The organism is Variovorax sp. GW821-FHT09B01 (genome assembly GCF_059418345.1).
Map to the genome: position 1 here is coordinate 69,715 of NZ_JBWKPQ010000011.1, position 23,042 is coordinate 92,756.

Consider the following 23,042-nt stretch of genomic DNA (forward strand, 5'->3'; position numbering starts at 1 on the left):
CGTCCTGCTTACTTCTCGGCGAAGGCGCGTTCGACGACGAAGTCGCCCGGCGTCGAGGTGTTGCCTTCCTTGAAGCCGCGTGCCTCGAGGATGTGCTTGAGGTCGACCAGCAGGCCCGGGCTGCCGCACAGCATCACGCGGTCTTCCGCGGCGTTGATCGGCGGCAGGCCGAGGTCGTCGGTGAGCTTGTTGCTCGCGATCAGGTCGGTGATGCGGCCCTGGTTGCGGAACTCCTCGCGCGTGACCGTGGGGTAGTACAGCAGCTGCTTGGCGACCATCTCGCCGAGAAACTCGTGCTTGGGCAGGTGGTCGGTCACGAGGTCGTGGTAGGCCAGCTCGTCGACCTGGCGCACGCCATGCACCAGGATGACCTGCTCGAACTTCTCGTAGGTCTCGGGGTCGCGGATCACGCTCATGAACGGTGCCAGGCCGGTGCCGGTGCCGAACAGGTAGAGGCGCTTGCCGGGCAGCGTGTAGTCGATCAGCAGGGTGCCGGTGGGCTTGCGGCCCACGATGATGGTGTCGCCCACCTGGATGTGCTGCAGCCGCGAGGTCAGCGGGCCGTCTTCCACCTTGATGCTCAGGAACTCGAGATGCTCCTCGTAGTTCGGGCTCACGATGCTGTAGGCGCGCAGCAGCGGCTTGTCGTTGACGCGCAGGCCGATCATCGTGAAGTGGCCGTTGGAGAAACGCAGCGCCGGGTCGCGCGTGGTGGTGAAGGTGAACAGGCGGTCGGTCCAGTGGTGGACGCTCAGGACCTTCTCTTCGCTGAATGCACTCATACGGAACTCAATAGTGGTGAATGACGGGGGTTGGCTGAGCCGGGATGCACGCCCTTGGGGCGCCAGCTGCCGGCCGGCTCCGAACCCTCCATTGTCGTTGGTCGGAAAAACCCCGATGAACATCGCGAGAAAACACCATTGCAAGCATCGGGCCCGTTTGCTACATTGACCTTCAATGTAGTGAATGCAACATGAAAGTGTAGGGGATGCTACACAAACGAAAGCCCCGGCACAAGCGGACATGCGGCACGTTTGTTGCAAACCCCGCCACCACGATTTGCAGCCAACAAGAGGTCGCCCCCCGATGACGGAACACACGAAGACAGACGGACTGCCGGGCATGGACGTGCCGGTGGTCGCCGAGGCCGGCCCCGGCGGTTTCGGCAAGGCGCCGCTGCGCAACGAGCGCATGAGCGCGGCCAAGGTCGAATGCAATGCCTGCCCGGTGCTGTGCCAGATCTCCGACGGACGCACCGGCGCCTGCGACCGCTATGCCAACCGCGAGGGCGTGCTGGTGCGCGTCGATCCGGTGGTGCTGCTGCGCCGCCAGCTCGCGAGCGATGCGCCCGCGCTGGTGGCTTTCGACCGCACGGCGGTGGCCGAAGACGGCAAGGCCGAAGAGTCGTCGCCCGACTGGAATGGCGACCTGCTGCATGCCGACGAGGTCTTCGTCACCGGCGTCGGTTCCTCCACCACCTACCCCGACTACAAGCCCGCGCCCTTCATCGTCGCCTCCAAGGCGCAGGGCGTGGACATGGTCACCGTGGTCACCGAGGGCATCTTCAGCTACTGCAGCTTCAAGGTGAAGATCGACACCGACCGCTTCCTCGGCGCCGAGCAGGCCAACGTGCGCTACCGCGGCGAGGTGGTGGGCCACGTCACCACGGCCGAGTACGGCTCGCAGATGCTGTCGCTGGGTGGCGTGCACCACCTCACGGGCGGCAGCAAGAAGGAAGGCCGCATGACGGCCGAACTGATGCAACTGCTGGGCAACAAGAAGGCCATCGAATGCACCATCGACGGCGGCGCCAGCCTGGTGATCCAGGCCGGCAAGGCGCCGATCGTCAACGGCGTGGAAGAGCAGCGCATGCGCGTGGGCTGCGGCTCCGCGGCGGTCGGCATCTTCGCGCGCCAGTTCGCCGGCGTGGCCGACGAGGTGGTGGTGGTCGACGACCACATCACGGGCGTGCTGACCGAGCACCAGGCCGGCCGCTGCCTCGACATGCCGCCCTCGGGCATCCAGATGCTGGGCCGCAAGTCGACGCCGGGGCGCTACTTCCAGGTCGCCAATCCGGGCAACGGCTGGGGCGGCACCGACATCGCCGATCCGCTGTCGATCATCGAGGGCTGGGAGGAGGGCGTGGCCAAGCCCGGCTTGCGCCTGCTCATGACCTCGACCACCGGCGAGCATGCGCAGTGGTACGTGCTCGACGATGCGCTGCAGCCCGTCGAGCAGCCGATGCCGCCCGAGGTCAAGCGCATCGTCGAGCGCATCGGCGAGAACTGCGAACCCTCGCTGTGCACCGTGCTGTTCCTCGGCGGTGCCGGCGGCAGCCTGCGCGCGGGCGTCACCGAGAACCCGGTGCTGCTCACGCGCGCCATCAAGCGCGCGCTGGTCAACGTCACCTGCGGTGGCGCGCCGGCCTATGTGTGGCCGGGCGGCGGCATCACGGTGATGGCCGACGTCATGCGCATGCCCGACAACAGCTTCGGCACCGTGCCCACGCCCGCGATCGTCGCGCCCATCGAGTTCAGCATGCGGCGCGCCGACTACGAGGCGCTCGGCGGCCACATGGAGCATGTCTTCCCGCTCGAGCAGGCGCTCGCGCGCGGTGCCTGGCAGGAAGACGGCGCGCCGCTCGCGCGCCAATGGCTCGTCATCGACGAAGCCAATCCCTGGCCCCTCGGTCACGTCCCGATGCTGGGATAACCATGTCCGCCCAACGCACGGCGCTCGACGAGCACCGCTGGCACTTCAACCACGGCCCGATCGACATCGTGGCCGAGGCGCACGGCGACCGCTACGCGGTGGCGGCCGCGCACGATGCGGCCTGGGCGCGCTTCGCGCACGTGCTCGACGAACTGGTGCACGAACTGCCGCTGCTGCGGCTGCCGGTCACCGACAAGATGCGTCCGCGCGGCGTGGTGGCGCGCCGCATGTGGGATGCCTGCGCGGCGTTCGCGCCGACCTTCATCACGCCGATGGCCGCGGTCGCGGGCGCGGTGGCGCAGGAACTGATCGCCTTCTACCAGCGCCCCGGCATCGAGCGCGCCTGGGTCAACAACGGCGGCGACATCGCCGTGCATCTGGCGCCGGACCAGACCGCGCGCGTGGGCGTCTACGCGGACCTCGCGCGCTTCGACTGGCGCGATGCCAACGGCCTCGTCGACACCGACGGCCAGTTCGAACTGCGCGCCGACCAGCCGGTGCGCGGCGTCGCGACCAGCGGCTGGCGCGGGCGCAGCTTCTCGCTCGGCATCGCCGACAGCGTGACGGTGCTGGCGGCCACCGCGGCGCAGGCCGACGCGGCCGCGACCGTGATCGCCAACGCGGTCGACGTCGACAACGAGGCGATCCGCCGCGTGCCCGCGAGCGAGCGCAAGGACAACAGCGACCTCGGCGACACGCTGGTCACCGTCGACGTGCCGCCACTGCCCCCCGCGCAGGTGCGCAGCGCACTCGATACGGGCGCGGTGTGCGCCCGCGTCCTGCAAAAAGGCGGGCTCGCATGGGCCGCTCTGCTCGTTTGCCAGGGGCAGTGGCGACTGGTCGAGCCCTTATGCTCGAAGCCCCTCGAAGCAAGGCTTTCGCGCGCAGTTGGTTCAGTAATTGCTTAACGAAAAGCAAGGTTCTTTTTCATGATCGATATCCGCCGAGTCTTCACCCAGGTCGAGCACATCCACCACGAGTTCGGGCCGCGTGCCCAGACGCCGCTGGTGCGTGGTGCCATCGCCGCCGTGCTGACCAATCCCTTCGCGGGCCGTTACGAGCCCGACATCCTGCCGATGATGAGCCTGCTCGATCCGGTGGGCCTCGAGATGGCGCACAAGCTGCACGCCGCGATGGACGTGCCGCTCGAGCAGCTCGCCACCTACGGCAAGGGCGCCATCGTCGGCGCCGCGGGCGAGCTCGAGCACGGCGCGCTGTGGCACGTGCCCGGCGGCTACGCGATGCGCGAGCTGCTCGGCTGGAAGGGCGACCGCGTCGCCTATGCCAAGGGCACCGTCGACGAGAAGAAGACCGGCCAGCCCGGCAATGCGCTGTCGATCGTGCCCTCTACCAAGAAGGTCGGCGCGCCCGGCACCACGCTCGACGTGCCGCTGACCAACATCAACGCCAGCTATGTGCGCGGCCAGTTCGACGCCATCGAAGTTCGCGTGCCCGGCGCGCCCGCGGCCGACGAGATCGTGTTCATCCTCGCGATGAGCACCGGCTACCGCGTGCATGCACGCGTCGGCGGCCTGCTAGCCGAAAACATCGCCAAGTGGGACGGCTTGCGCTGAGCCCGTGTACGAAGAGACAAGAAGAGAAGCCAAAGGAAATCCAGACATGACCGCCAACATCCGCAAGCTCGTCGTCCAGGTCGACGAAACCCGCAAGGAAATGGGCCGCGACATCGCGCCGCCCACGCGCCGCGCCGTCGCCATCGCCGTGATCGCCAACCCCTACGCGGGCCGCTACAGCGAGAACCTCGACGAGCTGATCGCGATCGGCGAGGAGCTCGGCGCGCTGCTGGGCCAGAAGGCCGTGAAGGCGCTGGGCATCGAGCCCGGCCAGGCGCAGAGCTACGGCAAGGCCGCGATCGTCGGCGAAGGCGGCGAGCTCGAACACGCGGCCGCGATCCTGCATCCCAAGCTCGGCGCGCCGCTGCGCGTGGCGGTCGAGAAGGGCGCGGCGCTCGTGCCCTCGGCCAAGAAGCTCGGCACCCTCGGCACCGCCATCGACGTGCCGCTGGGCCACAAGGACGCGGCCTTCGTGCGCAGCCATTTCGACGCCATCGAGGCCCGCGTCTCCGACGCCCCGCGCGCCGGCGAGATCTTGGTGGCCGTGGCGGTCACCGACAGTGGCCGCCCACTGCCGCGCATCGGCGGCCTACAGGCCGGCGAGATCAAGGGCGAAGACGGCCTGCGCTGAGGCGACACTCCACCTTTCCACCGATTTCCTCGTTCCTTTCCCGTTTTTCTCGAACCCCACCAGGAGCTTCCCGATGATCCCCTTGCGCCATGTTTTCAGCGCGGCTTCCGTCCTGACCCTGACCTGCGCCCTCGTTCCCGCGCACGCCCAGGGCGTGATCAAGATCGGCGAGATCAACAGCTACAAGGCGCAGCCGGCCTTCCTCGAGCCCTACAAGAAGGGCATGGAACTCGCGGTCGACGAGATCAACGCCAAGGGCGGGGTCAACGGCCGGAAGATCGAACTGATCAGCCGCGACGACAACGCCAACCCCGGCGACGCCGTGCGCGTGGCCGAGGAGCTGATCTCGCGCGAGAAGGTCGACGTGCTCGCGGGCGCCTTCCTCTCGAACACCGGCCTGGCGCTGACCGACTTCGCGAAGCAGAAGAAGTTCTTCTATCTCGCCGCCGAGCCGCTGACCGACAAGATCGTCTGGAGCAACGGCAACCGCTACACCTACCGCCTGCGTCCCTCGACCTACATGCAGGTCGCGATGCTGGTGCCCGAGGCCGCCAAGCTCAAGAAGAAGCGCTGGGCCATCGTCTACCCCAACTACGAGTACGGCCAGTCCTCGGTCGCGACCTTCAAGACCCTGCTGAAGGCCGCGCAGCCCGATGTGGAGTTCGTCGCCGAGCAGGCGCCGCCGCTGGGCAAGGTCGATTCGGGCAGCGTGGTGCAGGCGCTCGCCGATGCCAAGCCCGACGCGATCTTCAACGTGCTGTTCGGCGCCGACCTCTCGAAGTTCGTGCGCGAGGGCAACACCCGCGGCCTGTTCAAGGACCGTGAAGTGGTCAGCGTGCTGACCGGCGAACCCGAGTACCTCGACCCGCTGAAGGACGAGGCGCCCAACGGCTGGATCGTGACCGGCTATCCGTGGAGCGGCATCAAGACGCCCGAGCACAAGGCCTTCCTCGATGCCTACCAGGCCAAGTTCAAGGACTACCCGCGCCTGGGCTCGGTGGTCGGCTACAGCGCCATCCACTCGATCGCGGCCGGCATCCAGAAGGCCGGCAGCACCGACACCGAGAAGCTGGTCGCGGCCTTCAAGGGCCTGCAGCTCGACAGCCCCTTCGGCAAGATCAGCTACCGCGCGCAGGACAACCAGTCGACCATGGGCGCGTACGTGGGCAAGACGAAGAACGACGGCGGCAAGGGCGTGATGGTGGACTACGTCTACCTCGACGGCGCCAAGTTCCAGCCGAGCGACGACGAAGTCAAGAAGATGCGCCCCGCCGACTGATGCCGCTGCGCGCGGACCGCGGGCATTGCCCGAACGGTCCGCGCGTGCACGGCATGGGCAGCAGGTGGCACCACCACCGCGTCAGCCATGCGCCTCGGGCGCCTGGCGGGGGCGGGAGTTTCCAGTTCCTCGGGATCCTTGAATGAGCTTTTCAGGCTTCGTTGTTCAGTTGCTCAACGGGTTGGCCGGCGCCTCGTCGCTGTTCTTCGTGGCGGCCGGCCTCTCGTTGATCTTCGGCGTGACGCGCATCGTCAATTTCGCCCATGGATCCTTCTTCATGGTCGGCATCTACCTCGCGTACACGCTGGTCGACAAGCTCGGCGCGAGCCTGGGCTTCTGGCCCGCGCTGCTGATCGCGGCGGTCGCGGTCGGCGTGCTCGGCGCGCTGATCGAGGTGCTGCTGCTGCGCCGCATCTACAAGGCGCCCGAGCTGTTCCAGCTGCTCGCCACCTTCGCGCTGGTGCTGGTCATCAAGGACGCGGTGCTGTGGCTCTGGGGCCCCGACGAGCTGCTGGGCCCGCGCGCGCCCGGCCTCAAGGGCTCGGTCGAGATCCTCGGGCGCCAGTTCCCCTCCTATGACCTGTTCCTGATCGTGGTCGGCCCGGTGGTGCTGGGCCTGGTCTGGTTGCTGCTCACGCGCACGCGCTTCGGCACGCTGGTGCGCGCCGCCACGCAGGACCGCGAGATGGTCAGCGCGCTGGGCGTCAACCAGGCGTGGCTGTTCACCGCGGTGTTCGCGCTCGGCGCGCTGCTCGCGGGCCTGGGCGGCGCGCTGCAGCTGCCGCGCGAGCCCGCCACGCTCGAGATGGACCTCAACACCATCGGCGCCGCCTTCGTGGTGGTGGTGGTCGGCGGCATGGGCTCGCTGCCCGGCGCCTACGTGGCCGCGCTGCTGATCGCCGAGATCAAGGCCGTGTGCATCTGGCTCGGCGTGGTGCAGATCTTCGGCATCGACGTGTCCTTCTCCAAGCTCACGCTGATGGTCGACTTCCTCGTGATGGCGGCCGTGCTGGTGTGGCGCCCGTGGGGCCTGTTCGGCCGCGCGCAGGCGCCGAGCCGCTACGTCGGCATGCAGGAGGAACCGCTGCGCCGTTCCGGCAACCTCTACCTGGCCGGTGCCGTGGTGCTCGCGCTGGTGCTCGCCGCGCTGCCGGTGCTGACGGCCGGTTCGCCCTACACGCTGGTGCTGATGATCGACCTGCTGATCGCGGCCCTGTTCGCCGCCAGCCTGCACTTCATCATGGGCCCGGCCGGCATGCACTCGTTCGGCCATGCCGCCTACTTCGGCCTCGGGGCCTACGGCGCCGCGCTGCTCGCACGCTCGCTGGGCCTGCCGATGGAGCTCACGCTGGTGGTCGCGCCGCTGGTGGCAGCGCTCGGCGCCTTCGTCTACGGCTGGTTCGCGGTGCGGCTGTCGGGCGTGTACCTCGCGATGCTCACCTTGGCCTTCGCGCAGATCACCTGGGCCATCACCTACCAGTGGGACAGCTTCACGGGCGGCAGCAACGGCCTCACGGGCGTCTGGCCCTCGGCCTGGCTGTCGGACAAGCGCGCCTACTACTGGCTCACGCTGGTGCTGGTGTCGGCCGGCGTCTGGTGGCTGCGCCGCGTGCTGTATTCGCCCTTCGGCTACACCCTGCGCGCGGGCCGCGACTCGGTGCTGCGCGCCGACGCCATCGGCATCGACGTCAAGCGCATGCAGTGGGCCGCCTTCGTCATCGCGGGCGCGGTGGCGGGCCTGGCCGGCGCGCTGTTCGCGTTCTCCAAGGGCAGCATCTCGCCCGAGACGCTGTCGGTCGGCAAGTCGGTCGACGGCCTCGTGATGGTGCTGCTCGGCGGCATCCAGACGCTCGCGGGCCCGGTGGTCGGTGCCGTCACCTTCACCTGGCTGCACGACACCGTGGCGCGCAACACCGACTACTGGCGCGCGATGCTCGGCGCCATCATCCTGATCCTGGTGCTGCTGTTCCCGCAGGGCATCGCGGGATCGATCAAGCAGCTCGCGGAGCGTTTCCGCGCGCCGAAGGAAGAGAAGAAAGCCGTCGATGGGAAGCTCGAGGAGGTGAAGGCATGAGCCTGCTCAAGGTCAACAACCTCGGCAAGTCCTTCGGGGGCGTCAAGGCCGTCGATGGCATCAGCTTCGAGTTGCCCCCGGGCGAACTGCTGGCGCTGATCGGCCCCAACGGCGCCGGCAAGTCCACCACCTTCAATATGGTCAACGGCCAGCTCAAGGCCGACCAGGGTTCGATCACGCTCGACGGCCAGGAACTCGTGGGCCGCAAGCCGCGCGAGATCTGGCGCATGGGCGTGGGCCGCACCTTCCAGATCGCCGAGACCTTCGCCTCGCTCACGGTGGTCGAGAACGTGCAGATGGCGCTGCTCTCGCACGACCGCAAGCTGTTCTCGATGTGGCGCCGCGCCGCCGAGCACCAGCGCGACGAGGCGCTGGCGCTGCTCGACCAGGTCGGCATGAAGTCGCAGGCCGACCGGCCCTGCAGCGTGCTGGCCTACGGCGACGTCAAGCGCGTCGAGCTCGCGATCGCGATGGCCAACAGCCCCAAGCTGCTGCTGATGGACGAGCCCACGGCCGGCATGGCGCCGAAGGAACGCAACTCGCTGATGGCGCTCACCAAGCAGCTGGTCATCGATCGCGGCATGGCCGTGCTGTTCACCGAGCACAGCATGGACGTGGTGTTCGCCTATGCCGACCGCATGATCGTGCTGGCGCGCGGCCGCCTCATCGCGCAGGGCAAGCCGCTCGAGATCCGCGACCACCCGAAGGTGCAGGAGGTGTACTTCGGCAGCGGCAAGACCTTCGAGAAAGCAGCGGCATGAACACGACGAACGCTTCCGAACCCCTGCTCCAGGCCAAGGCCCTGTGCGCCTGGTACGGCGCCGCCCAGATCCTCTACGACGTCGACCTCGAGGTGCGGCGCGGCGAGGTGGTCGCGCTCATGGGCCGCAACGGCGCCGGCAAGTCGACCACGCTCAAGGCGCTGATCGGCATGCTCGGCAAGCGCCGCGGCGCGGTGCGCTTCCTGGGCCACGACATCTCGAAGAGCGAGCCGCACCACGCGGCGCGCCTGGGCCTGGGCTTCGTGCCCGAGGACCGGCGCGTGTTCACCGACCTCACGGTGATGGAGAACCTCGAGGTCGGCAAGCAGGCCGCGCGCCGCTGGGCCGACGGCAGCGAGGCGCCGCTGTGGACGCCCGAGCGGCTGTTCAAGCTGTTCCCCAACCTCGGCGAGATGCCCCACCGACCCGGCGGTCGCATGAGCGGCGGCGAGCAGCAGATGCTGACCGTGGCGCGCACGCTGATGGGCAACCCCTACCTGGTGCTGCTCGACGAACCGTCCGAAGGCGTGGCGCCGGTGATCGTCGAGCAGATGGCGAACATGATCCTCGAGCTCAAGGCGCAGGGCGTGAGCATCCTGCTGTCGGAGCAGAACATGCACTTCGCGGAGCTGGTCTCCGACCGTGCCTACGTGCTCGAGAAGGGCCAGATCCGCTACCACGCCACCATGGCCGAGCTCGCGGCCAACGAGGAAGTGCGGCGCGCGTACCTGAGCGTCTAGTCAGTCAGTCAGTCGATGCGCCTTCGGGCGCATTCCTTGCAGGGTTTCGTTTCCATCAACGCAAGCACGGAGCACAGACCATGAACGACACGCACCGCAGACGCTTCCTCCAATCCACGGCCGCCCTCGGCCTGCTCGGCGCCTCGGGCGCGCTCTTCGCCGCCGGCGCGAAGATCAAGCCCGGCGACAAGGCCGTGCTGATCGTGGTCGACGTGCAGAACTGCTTCATCGACGGCGGCACGCTGCCGGTGAAAGGCGGTGCCGACGTGGTGCCGGTCATCAACCAGCTGGCGGCCTCGTTCCAGAACATCGTGGTCACGCAGGACTGGCACACCCAGGGCCATGCCTCGTTCGCGAGCGCGCACGCGGGCCAGAAGCCCTTCAGCAGCATCAAGCTGAACTACGGCAACCAGGTGCTGTGGCCCGACCACTGCGTGCAGGGCACGGACGACGCGGCGCTGCACAAGGACCTCAAGCTGCCGACCGCGCAGCTGATCATCCGCAAGGGCTTCCATGCCGACGTCGACAGCTACTCGGCCTTCGAGGAAGCCGACCGCAAGACCTCGACCGGCCTGGCCGGCTACCTCAAGGCGCGCGGCATCAAGACCGTGTTCGTGACCGGACTGGCGACCGACTTCTGCGTCGCCTGGACTGCGCTCGATGCGCGCAAGGCCGGCTTCGATGCCTACGTGATCGAGGACGCCACGCGCGCCATCGACCTCAACGGCTCGCTGGCCGCGGCCTGGAAGCAGATGAGCGCCAAGGGCGTGAAGCGCATCCAGTCGGCCGACATCCAGGGCGCCTGAGAAGACGACAGGGAAGCCCGCCGGTGCGCGGGCCCGTGCCGCGCACCCGACACACCACCACTGCGAGACAAGACGACCCCATGACGATTTCCCTCTCCAGGCGCTCCCTGGTGGCCGGCGGCGCGGCCCTCGCGCTCGGCCCCGGCCTGCTGGCCGCCGCGCGCGCCGAGAACGGCGTGAGCGACGGCGCCATCCGCATCGGCCAGTCGGCCGTGTTCAGCGGCCCGGCCAAGGACTTCGGCATCGACTACCGCGCGGGCATCAAGCTGCACTTCGACCGCGTCAACAAGGGCGGCGGCATCAACGGGCGCCGGCTCGAGCTGGTGAGCTACGACGACGTCTACGAACCCGCGAAGACCGCGCTCAACACCGCGAAGCTGATCGACGAGGACAAGGTGTTCGCGCTCACGGGCTACGTCGCCACCGGCAACCTCGCGGCCGCGATGCCGCTGGCCGAGAAGTCGGGCGTGCCGATGTTCGCGCCGCTGGTGGGCACCACCTCGTTCCGCACCAAGACCAACCGGCTGCTGTTCCACGTGCGCGCGGGCTACGACCTCGAACTGCGCAAGATCATCAGCCACCTGTCGACCATCGGCATCCAGTCGATCGCGGTGGTGCACCAGGACAGCGCCTTCGGCAAGTCGAACCTCGCGACCTGCGAGGAGCTCGCGGCCGACTACAAGGTGAAGGTGGTCAAGACCTTCCCGCTGGCGATCGCCGCCGAGGACGCGAAGCCGGTGGTCGCGGGCCTGGCCGAGGCCAGGCCCGGCGCGGTCGTGATGATCATGGCCGGACGCCAGGTCGAGGTCTTCATGCGCGACTACCGCGCGAGCGCGGGCGGCGCGCCGCTGTACACGCTGTCGGTCGGCATCACCGACGCGGCCGGCTCGGCGCAGCGGCTCGAGGGCAAGCTCGCGGGCCTGGTCACGGCCAGCATCGTGCCGCCGCCGCAGGCCGTGCGCGTGCCCATCGTGGCCGACTACCAGCGCGACCGCGCCGAGTTCGGCGAGAAGATCGACAGCTACACCGCGCTCGAGGGCTACATCGTCGCGCGCGTGATGGCCGAGGGCCTGCGCCGCGGCGGCAAGGCGCTCACGCGCGAGAGCTTCGTCGCGGGCCTCGAGAGCATCGGCAGCACGCGCTTCGGAGACTTCCCGATCGAGTACGGGCCGAAGAACCACAACGGCTCGAACTTCGTGGACCTGGAGATGTACACCCGTGACGGCCAGCTGCGGCGCTGAGGGCCGTGCCGAGCCGCTGCAACTGAGGGTCAACGGCCACGCGCGCGCGCTCGCGGTGCCGCGCGAGGCCTCGCTGCTGCAGGTGCTGCGCAACGACCTCGGGCTCAACGGTCCCAAGTACGGCTGCGGCCTCGGCCAGTGCGGCGCCTGCACGGTGCATGTCGACGGCATGGCCGCGCGCGCCTGCGTGATCCCCGCGCACGGCGTGGCGGGCCGCGCCATCACCACGCTCGAGGGCCTGGGCACGCGCGGCGACTGGCACCCGGTGCAGGCCGCCTTCGAGCAGGCGCAGGCCGCGCAGTGCGGCTACTGCCTCAACGGCATGGTGATGCAGGTGGCGGCATTGCTGGCGCGCGAGCCCGGCGCCAGCGAGGCGCGCATCCGCAGCGAGCTCTCGGGCAACCTGTGCCGCTGCGGCACGCACATCGAGATCCTCGACGCGGCGCAGCGCGCGGCGCGCCAGCTGCGGGCGACGTCGCCATGACGCGGCGCGCCGACCTGCCGCGCACGCGCGCGGAGTTCCTCGCCGCCGAAGGCGTGCTGCTGGTGGTGCGCGAGACCCCGCCGGCACCGCCGCCGGCCCAGGGCCAGCCGGCCTTCATCGCGGGCAATCCCGCCGAGGGCGACGAGGTGCTGCTCGCGGTGTGGGACGACGGCAGCGCCTCGGCGCTCAACGGCCACGTCGACCTCGGCACCGGCATCCAGACCGCGCTGGGCCAGATCGTGGCCGAGGAGCTCGAGCTCGGCATGCCCTGCGTGCGCGTGATGCTCGGCGACACCGCGCGCGCGCCCAACCAGGGCGCGACCATCGCGAGCGCCTCGATCCAGATCCATGCGCAGCCGCTGCGCCTCGCGGCCGCGCAGGCGCGCGCCTGGCTGCTCGCGCGCGCGGCCGAGCGTCTGGGCGTGGCGCCCGAGGCATTGCAGGCGCGCAACGGCATCGTGCGCGTGGCCGAGTCGCCCGAGCGGCGCCTGAGCTATGCCGAACTGGTGGCGGGCCAGCGCACGGTGCTCAAGCTCGATGCGAAGGCCGCCATCAAGGACCCGGCCGACTACCGCGTGGTCGGCACGCGGCAGGCGCGCGTCGACATCCCGGCCAAGCTCGCGGGCGAACTGGTCTTCGTGCACGACATGCGCGTGCCCGGCATGCTGCACGGCCGCGTGGTGCGCCCGCCCTACGCGGGCGCTGACCATGGCGACTTCATCGGCAACACGCTCGAGTCGGTCGACGAATCGTCGATCGCGCACATCCCCGGCATCCGCGCGGTGGTGGTGATCCGCGACTTCGTCGGCCTCGTGGCCGAGCGCGAGGAGCACGCCGAGCAGGCGCTGCGCGAACTGCGCGTGCGCTGGAAGCCCTGGCCCGGCATGCCCGGCCTCGACGACCTCGCGCAGGCGCTGCGCGACAACCCCTCGACGCAGCGCCTGCTGGTCGACGAGGGCGACGTCGACGGCGCGATCGCGCGCGCCGCGCATCCGATGCCGCGCACCTATGTCTGGCCCTACCAGATGCATGCCTCGATCGGGCCCTCGTGCGCGCTGGCCGAATGGCAGCCCGAGGACGGCAGCGGCATCCAACTGCGCTGCTGGGCCGGCACGCAGAACCCGCACGTGCTGCGCGCCGATCTCGCGAAGCTGCTCGGCGTGCAGGACCTGCAGGTCGACGTGGTGCGCATGGAGGCCGCGGGCTGCTACGGCCGCAACGGCGCCGACGACGTGGCCGCCGATGCCGCGCTGCTCGCGCGCGCCGTGGGCGCGCCGGTGCGCGTGCAGCTCACGCGCGAGCAGGAGCATGCGTGGGAGCCCAAGGGCGCCGCGCAACTGATGGAGATCGATGGCGGCCTCGCGGCCGACGGCAGCGTCGCGGCCTACGACTTCCAGACTTCCTATCCGTCGAACGGCGCGCCCACGCTCGCGCTGCTGCTCACGCGCGCCATCGAGCCGGTGGCGCAGGCCTACGAGATGGGCGACCGCACCGCGCGCCCGCCCTACGGCTACGACAACCTGCGCGTGAAGGTCAACGACATGGCGCCGATCGTGCGCGCCTCGTGGCTGCGCGGCGTGTCGGCGCTGCCGAGCTCGTTCGCGCACGAGTCGTACATCGACGAGCTCGCGACCGCGGCCGGCGTCGACCCGGTGCAGTTCCGGCTGCGCCACCTCGACGATCCGCGCGCGGTCGAGCTGGTGCAGGCCACCGCGCAGAAGGCCGGCTGGCGGCTGCGCACCGGCCCGCAGGAGAACGCCGAGGGCGGGCTCGGCCCCGGCGGCGACATCCTGTTCGGCCAGGGCTTCGCCTATGCGCGCTACGTGCACAGCAAGTGGCCGGGCTTCGGCGCCGCCTGGGCCGCCTGGGTGGCCGACGTCGAGGTCAACCGCCGGACCGGCGAGGTGCATGTGCGCCGCGTGGTGGTCGGGCACGACGCGGGCCTGCTGGTCAATCCCGCGGGCGTCGAGCACCAGGTGCACGGCAACGTGATCCAGACCACGAGCCGCGCGCTCAAGGAGCAGGTGCAGTTCGCGCCGCAGTCCGGGCCGGCCGAGGGCGGCGAACGCCTGCCCGGCGTGCTGCCCTCGGGCGTGGTCGCGAGCCGCGAATGGGGCAGCTACCCGATCATCAACTTCCGCGAAGTGCCGGTGATCGAGGTGATGCACATGCCCCGTCCCGGCGAGCCGTCGCTGGGCGCGGGCGAGTCCTCGTCGGTGCCGGGCACGGCGGCGATCGCGAACGCGATCTTCGATGCGACGGGCGTGCGCTTCAGGGCGCCGCCGTTCACGCCGGAGACGGTGCTGGCGGAGTTGAATCGCGGGCTGCTGCCTCCTCCGCCCGGAGAGGGCGGCGGCAAACCGCAGGCCGATGGCGATGCCGGCGTGCCCCTATCCCGACCTTCCCCCAGAGGGGGAAGGAGTCACGCCATCTGGCCACGGCGCAAGGGCCTGTGGGCCACGGGCGCCGCGCTCGTGGTCGGCGGCATCGGCGTCGTCGCGGGCCTGCTCGGCTGGCGCTCGGCGATCGCGCCGGTGTCGCTCACCGCGCCGGTCTACAGCGAGGCCACCATCGAGCGCGGCCGCGTGCTCGCGGCGCTCGGCGACTGCGCGGTCTGCCACACCGCGCCGGGCGGTGCGCCCAACGCCGGCGGCCGCGCGATGGACACGCCCTTCGGCATGCTCTACACCACCAACCTCACGCCCGATGCCGAGACCGGCCTCGGCCGCTGGTCCTTCAGCGCCTTCCAGCGCGCGATGCGCGAGGGCGTGTCGCGCGACGGCCATCACCTCTATCCGGCCTTCCCCTACACGGCCTTCGCGAAGACCAGCGACGACGACCTGCAGGCGCTCTATGCCTACTTCATGGCGATGCCGGCGGTGCGCGCCGAAACGCCGAAGTCCGAACTCAAGTTCCCGTTCAGCCTGCGGCCGCTGATGGCCGGATGGAACGCGCTCTTCCACGATCCCGCGCCGCTCGCGCCCGTGGCCACGCAGAGCGCGGAATGGAACCGCGGCGCCTACCTCGTCAACGGCCTCGGCCATTGCGGCGCCTGCCACACGCCGCGCAACGCGCTCGGCGCGGAGCAGGGCGGCAGCGCCTTCCTGTCGGGCGCGATGGTCGACGGGTGGGAGGCACCTTCGCTCACGGCGCGCTCGAAGTCCGCCATGCCCTGGGACGCCGATTCGCTCTACCGCTACCTGCGCGACGGCCATTCGCCGCGCCATGGCATCGCGGGCGGCCCGATGGCCGAGGTGGTGCGCGAGCTCGGCGCCGTGCCCGATGCCGACGTCCGCGCGATGGCGACCTACCTCGCCTCGTTCAACCCCGAGCCCGTGCCCGAGGCCACCGCACAGGCCCAGGCACGGCGCATCGTCGACACGGCGGCGCGCACGCAGGGGCAACTGCTCGGCCCCGCGCAGCGCATGTTCGACAGCGCCTGCGCCGCCTGCCATCACGACGGCGACGGTCCCACGCTGCTGGGCGTGAACACGCCGCTCGCGCTCAACGGCAACCTCGCGAGCGCGAAGCCCGACAACCTGCTGCGCACCATCCTCGATGGCGTGCGCCATCCCGCGACGCGCGACATCGGCTTCATGCCGGCCTTCCGCGACGCGCTCGACGACCGCCAGATCGCCGAGCTCGCGGGCTACATGCGCGCGCGCTTCGCGCCGCAGGAGCCCGCCTGGCCCGACCTGCAGGCCGAGGTCGCGCGCGTGCGCGCCGCGCCGGGGCACTGAGGCCACACGGAGTCCCTGTCGGTGGAAGACCGCACGCCGCGGCGCGTGCGGCGCTACGATGCCCGCGCATCCCTTCCAACCTCCAGAGACAACCACCGCCATGCCACTCGATCTCCAGACCGCCACCAGCCTCCCGCAAGACGCCGACCAGGCCACCCTCGTCGGCCGCCTCTGGCAACCGGGCGTGGGCCCCGTGCTCGTGGCTGTGCAGGGCGACGGCCTGCATGAGCTCTCGCGGCTCGCGCCCACCATGAGCGACCTGCTCGAACTGCAGGAGTCGCCCGCCGATGCCGTGCGGCGCGTGCTGCGCAGCGGCCAGGCACCGCGCATCGCGGCGCTGGCCGAGGTGCTCGCCAACAGCGACGGCGGCGCGCGCAATGAGGACCGGCCGTGGCTGCTCGCGCCCTGCGACCTGCAGGCCGTCAAGGCCAGCGGCGTGACCTTCGTCGCGAGCCTGCTCGAGCGCGTGATCGAGGAACAGGCGCGCGGCGATGCATCGAAGGCCGAGGCCACGCGCGCGGCGCTCGGCGGCGTGCTCGGCGACAACCTCGCCGACATCGTGCCGGGCTCGCCCGAGGCGATGAAGGCCAAGGAGGTGCTGATCGCGCAGGGCGCGTGGTCGCAATACCTCGAGGTCGGCATCGGGCCCGACGCGGAGATCTTCACCAAGGCGCCCGTGCTCTCGTCGGTGGGCACGGGCGCCGACATCGGCATCCATGCGGCCTCGGTGTGGAACAACCCCGAGCCCGAGGTCGTGCTCGCTGTCAACAGCCGCGGCGAGACGCTGGGCGCCGCGCTCGGCAACGACGTCAACCTGCGCGACTTCGAAGGCCGCAGCGCACTGCTGCTGGGCAAGGCGAAGGACAACAACGCCTCGTGCGCCATCGGTCCGTTCATCCGCCTGTTCGATGCGCACTTCGGCATCGCGCAGGTGCGCCGCATCACGGTCGCGCTCGAGGTCCGCGGGCCCGAGGGCTTCGTGCTCGAAGGCTCGAGCTCGCTCGCGAAGATCAGCCGCGATCCGCTCGACCTCGTGGCGCAGGCCATCGGCATCCATCACGACTACCCCGATGGCCTGATGCTGTTCCTCGGCACGATGTTCGCGCCCACGCAGGACCGCCACGGTCCGGGCCAGGGCTTCACGCACACGGTCGGCGACATCGTGCGCATCGCGGCGCCCGAACTCGGCGCGCTCGTCAATCGCGTCGCGCATGCCGACAAGGCACCGCGCTGGACCTTCGGCATCGGCGCGCTGATGCGCAACCTGGGCGCGCGCGGCCTGCTGCGCTGAGTTCTGTCATGGTGCCGTCATGCACCGTTAAGCCGTACTGTGTAACGTTAATGGAAGATGTACTTCTTTGTGATTCAGAGACGGCATGATGACCTCTGATGTAGTTGACCGGCTCCTCGCTTCCACTCAAGATAACTAATGATTCGTTAATGTTTTGATTGGTTGAACGAGGGAGATCGGGTGTCGCAGGCAGAGATCGAGCTTTTGCAAAAGCCCGTCGAGGGCCCGCTTCCGTGCGGTGAGGATCTGGAATACGACGCCGATTTCATGGCGTTGCAGCAGGCAACGCTCGGCAAGCGCGAGCAGCAGTTCGGCAACACCATCATTCCGGCCGAGCCGCCCGACTGGACCAAGGTCGAGCGCATCGCCAGGCAGTTGTGCGAACGCACGCGCGACCTGCGCGTGCTGGTGCCGCTCACGCTCGCATGGACCGAGAACCGCGGCCTGCCGGGCTATGTCGAGGGCCTGCAACTGGTCGATGTGGTGCTGCAGACCTACTGGGACGACGTGCATCCGCGCGTGGTCGACGGTGGCGACGAGGACCCGCTGCCGCGCATGAATGCATTGGCCGCGCTGGCCGAGAGCGAAGGCATCGGGCGCAGCGTGCGCGATGCGCGGTTGCTCGATGACGGTGGCGTGACGATGACCTTGCGGCAGGTCGAGGCGCTGCTCGATTCGAGCAAGGCCGACCAGATCGACTACCCGGGCGGCGTGGGCCGCCTGCGCGAGGCCGCGCGCCGCGCCTACGACAACGACGCACCGCCGATCGTCGCGCTGCGCGCGGCGCTCGCGCTGCTGCAGCGCATCCGCGAGACCTCCGAACGTGCACTGGGCCAGAGCTGGGCCCCCGATTTCTCGCGCCTCGAACGATCGATGCGCACGGTGGCGCAGCTGCTGCCCGAGCAGGCATTGCAGAGCGCGGTCGAGGCGCCACAGACCGCACGCCAGAGCCCATCGGCGATCGATCCGGCCGCGACGTCTTCGTCGCCCGGCGCGATCGAGACCGCTGCAAGTGGCGGTCCCGGCCTACGCGCGATCGGTATCAACGATATTGAAATAACGAGCCGCGAAGATGTGCAGGTGTTGTTGGAAAAGGCGTGCCGGTATCTGGAGCGCGCGGAGCCCAGCCATCCCGCGCCCCTGTTGATACGCAGGGCGCAGAAGCTGCTGGCGCTCAACTTCTTCCAGATCATCGAGGAGCTCATGCCCGAGGGACTGCAGAAGCTGGAGAGCCTGGCGGGCCGGCCTTCGGGGTCCGACGCATCGCAGTAGGCGCCGGCGGCCGGCGCACGCGGTCCGCACGCATTCGATCGAAGAATCAAGAGGAAGCTTTATGGCAGACAACCGTGTCAGGAACAGTGGTCAGAAGTTCATCGCGCGCAATCGCGCGCCGCGCGTGCAGATCGAGTACGACGTCGAGATCTACGGCAGCGAACGCAAGATCCAGCTGCCCTTCGTGATGGGCGTGATCGCCGACCTCGCGGGCAAGCAGGTCGACCCGATGCCCGATCTCGCCGAGCGCGAGTTCATGGCGGTGGACATCGACAACTTCGACGACCGCATGAAGTCGATCAAGCCGCGCGTGGCCTTCCAGGTGCCCAACACGCTGACCGGCGACGGCCAGCTCAACGTCGACATCACCTTCGACAGCATGGACGACTTCTCGCCCGCGCGCATCGCGCGCCAGGTCGACGCGCTGCAGCAGCTGCTCGATGCGCGCACCGAACTGTCGAACCTGCTGTCCTACATGGACGGCAAGAACGGCGCCGAGCAGCTCATCGCGCAGGCGCTGCAGAACCCGGCGTTGCTGAAGTCGCTGGCCACCAGCCCGAACCCGGCCGTGGCCGGTGCGCTGGATGCGGCGGCGGCCAGCGAGAAGCCGGCCGGCAGTTCCGAATAAGGCGCGAGCCGATCACGTCGACAGGACCACCACCATGAGTACCGTGCAAAAACAATCCGTTCGCGCGCAGCAGACCGTCGAGGCGCTCGAGCCGAACGAGTTCTCGGACCTGCTCCAGCGCGAGTTCAAGCCCAAGACCGACCAGGCGCGCGAGGCGGTGCAGAACGCCGTCAAGACGCTGGCGGTGCAGGCGCTCGAGAGCTCCGTCACCATCTCCAACGATGCCTATCGCACGGTGCAGGCCATCATCACGGAGATCGACCGCAAGCTCTCCGAGCAGATCAACCAGATCCTGCACCACGAGGACTTCCAGCAGCTCGAGGGCGCCTGGCGCGGCCTGCACTACCTCGTGAACAACACCGAGACCGACGAGCAGCTCAAGATCCGCGTGATGTGCGCCTCCAAGCGCGAAGTGGCGCGCTCGCTCAAGCGCCACAAGGGCATCGGCTGGGACCAGAGCCCGCTGTTCAAGAAGATCTACGAGGCCGAGTACGGCCAGTTCGGCGGCGAGCCCTTCGGCGCGCTGATCGGCGACTTCCATTTCGACCACAGCCCGCCCGACGTCGAGATGCTCGGCGAGATGGCCAAGATCGCCGCGGCCGCGCACTGCCCCTTCATCGCGGGCGCCTCGCCGACCGTGATGCAGATGGACTCGTGGCAGGAGCTGTCGAACCCGCGCGACCTGACCAAGATCTTCCACAACACCGAGCACACCGCGTGGCGCTCGCTGCGCGACTCGGAAGACGCGCGCTACATCGGCCTGGCGATGCCGCGCTTCCTCGCGCGTCTGCCCTATGGCGCGCGCACCAACCCGGTCGACGAGTTCGAGTTCGAGGAAGAGACCGATTCGGCCGCGCACAGCCGCTACACCTGGGCCAACTCGGCCTATGCGATGGGCGTGAACATCAACCGCTCGTTCAAGCAGTACGGCTGGTGCACCTCGATCCGCGGCGTGGAATCGGGCGGCGCGGTCGAGAACCTGCCGACCCACACCTTCCCGACCGACGACGGCGGCGTCGACATGAAGTGCCCGACCGAGATCGCGATCAGCGACCGGCGCGAGGCCGAGCTTGCGAAGAACGGCTTCATGCCGCTGGTGCACCGCAAGAACTCCGACTTCGCGGCCTTCATCGGCGCGCAGTCGCTGCAGCAGCCGGCCGAGTACTACGACGCCGATGCCTCGGCCAACGCGAACCTCGCGGCGCGCCTGCCCTACCTGTTCGCCTGCTGCCGCTTCGCGCACTACCTGAAGTGCATCGTCCGCGACAAGATCGGCTCGTTCCGCGAGCGCGAGGACATGGAGCGCTGGCTCAACGACTGGATCATGAACTACGTCGACGGCAGCCCCGGCACCTCGTCGCAGGACACCAAGGCGATGAAGCCGCTGGCGGCCGCCGAGGTCCAGGTGGAGCCCATCGAGGACAACCCCGGCTACTACGCCGCCAAGTTTTTTCTCCGGCCGCACTACCAGCTCGAAGGGCTCACGGTGTCTTTGCGGCTGGTTTCGAAGTTGCCGTCCAACAAGAAGGACAGCAGCTAATTCAACAGTGCCTCGATGGGGCACGCACAACTCCGGGGGTTAATGATGGCAGTAGACATGTTCATGCGCGTCGAAGGCGCGAACGGCGAATCCAAAGACTCGAACCACAAGGACTGGACGGATATCAAGTCGTTCGCATGGGGTGCGACGCAGCCTGGCAACATGGTCAGCGGTGGTGGCGGTGGCGTGGGCAAGGCCAGCTTCAACGATCTGCAGGTGCTCGCGCGCATCGACAAGGCGGCCCCGTCCGTCATGAAGAATTGCGCCAGCGGCAAGCACCTGAGCAAGGTCGAGGTCTCGGTCTGCAAGGCCGGCGGCGGACAGATCGAGTACACGCGCGTGACGCTCGAGGAAGTGCTGGTCACCTCGGTGCAGTACACGGCCGAGCAGGGCAGCGACGCGGTGTTCGTGCAGTACGCGTTCCAGGCCGCCAAGGTCAAGCAGCAGTACTGGGAACAGACCGACAAGGGCGGCAAGGGCGCCGAAACCCAGCTCGGCTGGAACATCAAGGAAAACAAGGAAGCCTGATCCGCGGGCCCGGCCGGGCTTGCGGGCGGTGCCTCGGCGCCGCGCGCGAGCCGGTCTCCGGCTGACGGTCTTCGGGCCGCCAGCCGAAGGCCGAGCGGCGAAGGCGGCGCATCGCGCCGCCATCCGCGACAGGGCCGCGGCCCCGCGAGGCGGGCGCCGGCGGCCACGAGCGATATCCAACCACCGACCACGGCGGCGGCTCTGGCTTCATCAGGGCCGGGACCGCGCATTGGCGAAACGACAGAGGAAGCTGCTTCATGGGCGATGCGTTTGCAGTGCTGGGCGAGCGCTCGGTGGCCGAGCACACCGAGGGGATACAGCGGCAGATCCGCGCCGATCCCCAGAACGCCAGCCTGCGGCTCGCGCTGTGCCACTTCCTCGCGCTGCGCGGCGAATGGCAGCGCGCCGAGGACCAGCTCAAGGCGGCCGTCAAGTTCGATCCCTCGTTCACGCCCGCGAGCGCCACCTGCTCGATGGCGCTGGCCGGCGAGCGCCAGCGCAGCGCCTTCTGGGCCGGCGATGCCGCGCGCGCGCCCGCGGTGCTCGGCGACGGCGCGGACTGGGTCGATGCCTTGATCGCGGCCGCCGCGCTGCCGGCCGACCAGGCCGACGAGGCCACCCGGCTGCGCGAGTCGGCGCGCGATGCCACGCCCGCGCTGCGCGGTCTGCTGCAGGCCGTGGACCGATCGGGCGATGCGGCGAGCGAACGCGTCGATGGCGAAGCGCTCGAGCGCATCGACTTCGACTGGCTCTGCGATGGCGATGCGCGCCTGGGCGCCGCGCTCGAGGTCATCACGCCCGCGGGCTATGGCTGGCTGCCGCTGCCCTCGGTGCGCCGCCTGAGCTTCCAGCGGCCGCAGCACCTGGTCGACCTGCTGTGGTCGCCGGTGCAGGTCGAGCTGGCCGATGGCCGCGCGCTGGCCGTGCTGGTGCCGGTGCGCTATGCGGGCGAGCTCGCCGCGCTCGAGGACGGCCTCGCGCTCGCGCGCCGTACCGACTGGCTGCCGCTGCCCGGCGAGGCCGCGTTCGCGGGCGCGGGCCAGCGCACCTTGATCAGCGACGCGGGCGACCATGCGCTGCTCGAACTGCGCACCATCGAATTCACCGCCGGGGAGGCCGCCTGATGGCCACGGCCGGCGCCTCCGCCTGGTCGGGGCCCGATGCCGAGGGCGAGCAGGAGAGCGTCGCGCGCGACCGGCTGCAGCCGGTGCTGCTCGACCGCCTGACCGACAAGCAGCCGAGCAACCGCCAGGAGCGCGCGGGCGCCTTCCTGATGAGCGGCAAGCTGTTGCGCGACTCGGTGCTGCGCGACCTGCAGTGGCTGTTGAACACCACCAACTTCGGCACCGCGCATTCGATCCAGGACCTGCCGCGCGCGCGCCGCTCGGTCGTCAACTACGGCGTGCGCGGCTGGGCCGGCGGGCGCATGTCGGAGGTCGACTTCGCCGACGTCGAGGCCGCCATCCGCACCGCCATCATCGACTTCGAGCCGCGCATCATGAAGGACAGCATCGACGTGCGCTGCGTGACCGACGCTACCGAGCTCGAGCACCACAACCTGCTCGCGCTCGAGATCCGCGGCACGCTGTGGTCGGTGCCTTACCCGATCGAGTTCATCCTGCGCTCCGAACTCGATCTGGAAAGCGGCCACATGATGCTGCGCCCCACCGGAGGCCTGTGAAATGAGTCCTCCCCCGAATCTCCGCGCACTTCGTGTCGCTTCGGATCCCCCCTCAAGGGG

The 23,042-nt window shown here is 69.4% G+C and carries 20 protein-coding genes; 19 read left to right on the top strand and 1 reads right to left on the bottom strand.

Features of this window, described 5'->3' with window-relative positions:
* Window positions 1–8: 8 nt before the first annotated feature.
* Window positions 9–782: a ferredoxin--NADP reductase gene (locus AC07RV_RS26705; RefSeq protein WP_093343879.1), complete on the bottom strand. Its 774-nt coding sequence runs from the start codon at window positions 780–782 to the stop codon at window positions 9–11.
* A gap of 304 nt (window positions 783–1,086) precedes the next feature.
* Between AC07RV_RS26705 and AC07RV_RS26710 the strand changes: the two genes are divergently transcribed.
* The 19 genes from AC07RV_RS26710 to tssE all read left to right on the top strand — a co-directional run bounded on the left by AC07RV_RS26710 (window position 1,087) and on the right by tssE (window position 22,982).
* The gene (locus AC07RV_RS26710; RefSeq protein ID WP_296781947.1) at window positions 1,087–2,712 is read left to right on the top strand and encodes a 6-hydroxynicotinate reductase; all 1,626 of its coding nucleotides are present in this window, start codon (window positions 1,087–1,089) and stop codon (window positions 2,710–2,712) included.
* Window positions 2,713–2,714: 2 nt separating this feature from the next.
* Window positions 2,715–3,620 (top strand): UPF0280 family protein, encoded by a 906-nt coding sequence (locus tag AC07RV_RS26715; RefSeq protein WP_296781946.1) that lies wholly within the window; start codon window positions 2,715–2,717, stop codon window positions 3,618–3,620.
* A gap of 21 nt (window positions 3,621–3,641) precedes the next feature.
* Complete coding sequence (locus AC07RV_RS26720) at window positions 3,642–4,286, top strand: amino acid synthesis family protein (RefSeq protein ID WP_057593420.1); 645 nt, start codon at window positions 3,642–3,644, stop codon at window positions 4,284–4,286.
* A 46-nt stretch (window positions 4,287–4,332) separates the two neighbouring features.
* Complete coding sequence (locus tag AC07RV_RS26725) at window positions 4,333–4,917, top strand: amino acid synthesis family protein (RefSeq protein WP_296781945.1); 585 nt, start codon at window positions 4,333–4,335, stop codon at window positions 4,915–4,917.
* 73 nt (window positions 4,918–4,990) lie between these two features.
* Window positions 4,991–6,196, top strand: a complete 1,206-nt coding sequence (locus tag AC07RV_RS26730; protein WP_093343883.1) for an ABC transporter substrate-binding protein — start codon at window positions 4,991–4,993, stop codon at window positions 6,194–6,196.
* Between the two features lie 142 nt (window positions 6,197–6,338).
* Window positions 6,339–8,270, top strand: coding sequence for an ABC transporter permease (locus tag AC07RV_RS26735; protein WP_296781944.1), 1,932 nt, complete (start codon window positions 6,339–6,341; stop codon window positions 8,268–8,270).
* Entirely contained in the window at window positions 8,267–9,031 is a 765-nt protein-coding gene (locus AC07RV_RS26740; RefSeq protein ID WP_057593416.1) for an ABC transporter ATP-binding protein, read from the top strand. The genes AC07RV_RS26735 and AC07RV_RS26740 overlap by 4 nt, the downstream gene beginning before the upstream one ends.
* A complete protein-coding gene (locus AC07RV_RS26745) occupies window positions 9,028–9,771 on the top strand; it encodes an ABC transporter ATP-binding protein (protein ID WP_057593415.1) in 744 nt (247 codons plus the stop codon). The genes AC07RV_RS26740 and AC07RV_RS26745 overlap by 4 nt, the downstream gene beginning before the upstream one ends.
* A gap of 80 nt (window positions 9,772–9,851) precedes the next feature.
* Window positions 9,852–10,577: a bifunctional nicotinamidase/pyrazinamidase gene (gene pncA, locus AC07RV_RS26750; protein ID WP_057593414.1), complete on the top strand. Its 726-nt coding sequence runs from the start codon at window positions 9,852–9,854 to the stop codon at window positions 10,575–10,577.
* An 80-nt stretch (window positions 10,578–10,657) separates the two neighbouring features.
* Window positions 10,658–11,818 (top strand): ABC transporter substrate-binding protein, encoded by a 1,161-nt coding sequence (locus AC07RV_RS26755; protein WP_296781943.1) that lies wholly within the window; start codon window positions 10,658–10,660, stop codon window positions 11,816–11,818.
* Entirely contained in the window at window positions 11,796–12,302 is a 507-nt protein-coding gene (locus tag AC07RV_RS26760; RefSeq protein WP_296781942.1) for a (2Fe-2S)-binding protein, read from the top strand. Before AC07RV_RS26755 ends, AC07RV_RS26760 begins: the two co-directional genes overlap by 23 nt.
* A complete protein-coding gene (locus AC07RV_RS26765) occupies window positions 12,299–16,042 on the top strand; it encodes a molybdopterin cofactor-binding domain-containing protein (protein WP_296781941.1) in 3,744 nt (1,247 codons plus the stop codon). Before AC07RV_RS26760 ends, AC07RV_RS26765 begins: the two co-directional genes overlap by 4 nt.
* Window positions 16,043–16,142: 100 nt before the next feature.
* Complete coding sequence (locus tag AC07RV_RS26770; protein WP_296781940.1) at window positions 16,143–17,333, top strand: fumarylacetoacetate hydrolase family protein; 1,191 nt, start codon at window positions 16,143–16,145, stop codon at window positions 17,331–17,333.
* Between the two features lie 180 nt (window positions 17,334–17,513).
* Window positions 17,514–18,605, top strand: coding sequence for a type VI secretion system protein TssA (gene tssA / locus AC07RV_RS26775; RefSeq protein ID WP_093343890.1), 1,092 nt, complete (start codon window positions 17,514–17,516; stop codon window positions 18,603–18,605).
* A gap of 61 nt (window positions 18,606–18,666) precedes the next feature.
* Window positions 18,667–19,233, top strand: coding sequence for a type VI secretion system contractile sheath small subunit (tssB, locus tag AC07RV_RS26780; RefSeq protein WP_093343892.1), 567 nt, complete (start codon window positions 18,667–18,669; stop codon window positions 19,231–19,233).
* 34 nt (window positions 19,234–19,267) lie between these two features.
* A complete protein-coding gene (tssC, locus tag AC07RV_RS26785; RefSeq protein WP_296781939.1) occupies window positions 19,268–20,773 on the top strand; it encodes a type VI secretion system contractile sheath large subunit in 1,506 nt (501 codons plus the stop codon).
* A gap of 45 nt (window positions 20,774–20,818) precedes the next feature.
* Window positions 20,819–21,301: an Hcp family type VI secretion system effector gene (locus AC07RV_RS26790; RefSeq protein WP_057593445.1), complete on the top strand. Its 483-nt coding sequence runs from the start codon at window positions 20,819–20,821 to the stop codon at window positions 21,299–21,301.
* A gap of 257 nt (window positions 21,302–21,558) precedes the next feature.
* Complete coding sequence (locus tag AC07RV_RS26795; RefSeq protein WP_296774492.1) at window positions 21,559–22,425, top strand: type VI secretion system accessory protein TagJ; 867 nt, start codon at window positions 21,559–21,561, stop codon at window positions 22,423–22,425.
* Window positions 22,425–22,982, top strand: a complete 558-nt coding sequence (tssE, locus tag AC07RV_RS26800) for a type VI secretion system baseplate subunit TssE (protein WP_093343897.1) — start codon at window positions 22,425–22,427, stop codon at window positions 22,980–22,982. Before AC07RV_RS26795 ends, tssE begins: the two co-directional genes overlap by 1 nt.
* Window positions 22,983–23,042 lie beyond the last annotated feature (60 nt).